Here is a 1,080-nt window from a genome sequence, read left to right as displayed (position 1 = left end):
GTCGCCTTCAGCGTGATCTCCGGCACGCTAGCCAGCGCCTTCGACAGCGGGCAGCCTGCCTTGGCGGCGGCCGCGATCTGCTGGAACTTGGCCTCGTCAAGGTTCGGCACGCTGGCGTCGAGTTCGAGCGCGATGCGGTCGATCTTGAAGCCATCGCCGTCCTTGGCCAGCCGCACGGCAGCCCTGGTGTCGATTTTCGTGGCCGCGAGGCCTTCTTTTTCGAGCGCGAAGGCGAAGGCCATCGTGAAGCAGGCGGCGTGCGCCGCGCCGACGATCTCCTCGGGATTGGTGCCGCGCTTGTCGTCCTCGAAACGGCTGGCGAAGCCGTAGGGGTAGTCTTTCAAGGCGCCGGTCTCGGTGCTGACCTGGCCCTTGCCGGTCTTGCCGGCGCCTTCCCAGTGAACGCTTGCGTGCTTTTCTGCTGCCATGTGAGTTCCTTCATTCGGTGGATGGGGGCTGACAGGTATCGCGCGGAAGGCGGCCCGTGTCTGTAGTCGCAGGGCGCGTGAGCAGAAGGTTGCGCATGTGAGAAGAAATGGCGTCACCTAGGCGACGCTCCGGGGGCTTCCCCGATGGGAGCGACGGCCTTGGCGGCTTAGGCTGGCGGGCTGTCGCGCTTTTCTTTGTCCCGCCTGTACTCACCATGCAACAACGCCCGCATTACAAGTTCTGGCCCAAACGCCTCCCGCATTCGATTACCGTCCCCGCCACCTCCCTCTGGCACAACCTGGCCACCTCGGCCGCACGCTACCCCGACAAGCCCGCGCTCGTGTTCTTCGGCCGCGTGATCAGCTACCGCGAGTTCGCCGCCCAGGCCGAGCGCCTGGCCGGTGCGCTGCACGCGCTGGGCGTGAAGCGCGGCGACCGCGTGATCCTGGACATGCAGAACTGTCCGCAGCTGGTGATCGCGCATTTCGCGATCCTGCGCGCCAATGCCGTCGTGGTGCCGGTCAACCCGATGAACCGGGCCGAGGAACTCAAGCACTACATCACCGACCCCGACGCCAAGGAGGCCATCATCACCGGCGACCTGGCCGGCGAACTGGCCAAGGCCAGCAACGCCCTGCCGCCCGAGCAGCA

At 66.3% G+C, this 1,080-nt stretch carries 2 protein-coding genes; one reads left to right on the top strand and one right to left on the bottom strand.

Features of this window, described 5'->3' with window-relative positions; genetic code table 11:
- On the bottom strand, positions 1 to 428 hold a 428-nt coding region (locus ACSFA2_RS25735), incomplete at its 3' end, for an OsmC family protein (RefSeq protein ID WP_435458159.1).
- 215 nt (positions 429 to 643) lie between these two features.
- On the opposite strand from ACSFA2_RS25735, the gene ACSFA2_RS25730 reads away from it, so the two are divergent.
- Positions 644 to 1,080 (top strand): AMP-binding protein (locus ACSFA2_RS25730; RefSeq protein ID WP_435458158.1); only part of this gene is annotated, 437 nt, incomplete at its 3' end.

Origin of the sequence: Variovorax cryoconiti, from assembly GCF_051216395.1 — a bacterium.
In the GTDB taxonomy this organism is placed as follows: domain Bacteria; phylum Pseudomonadota; class Gammaproteobacteria; order Burkholderiales; family Burkholderiaceae_C; genus Variovorax.
This window is presented reverse-complemented; position numbering and strand designations above follow the sequence as displayed.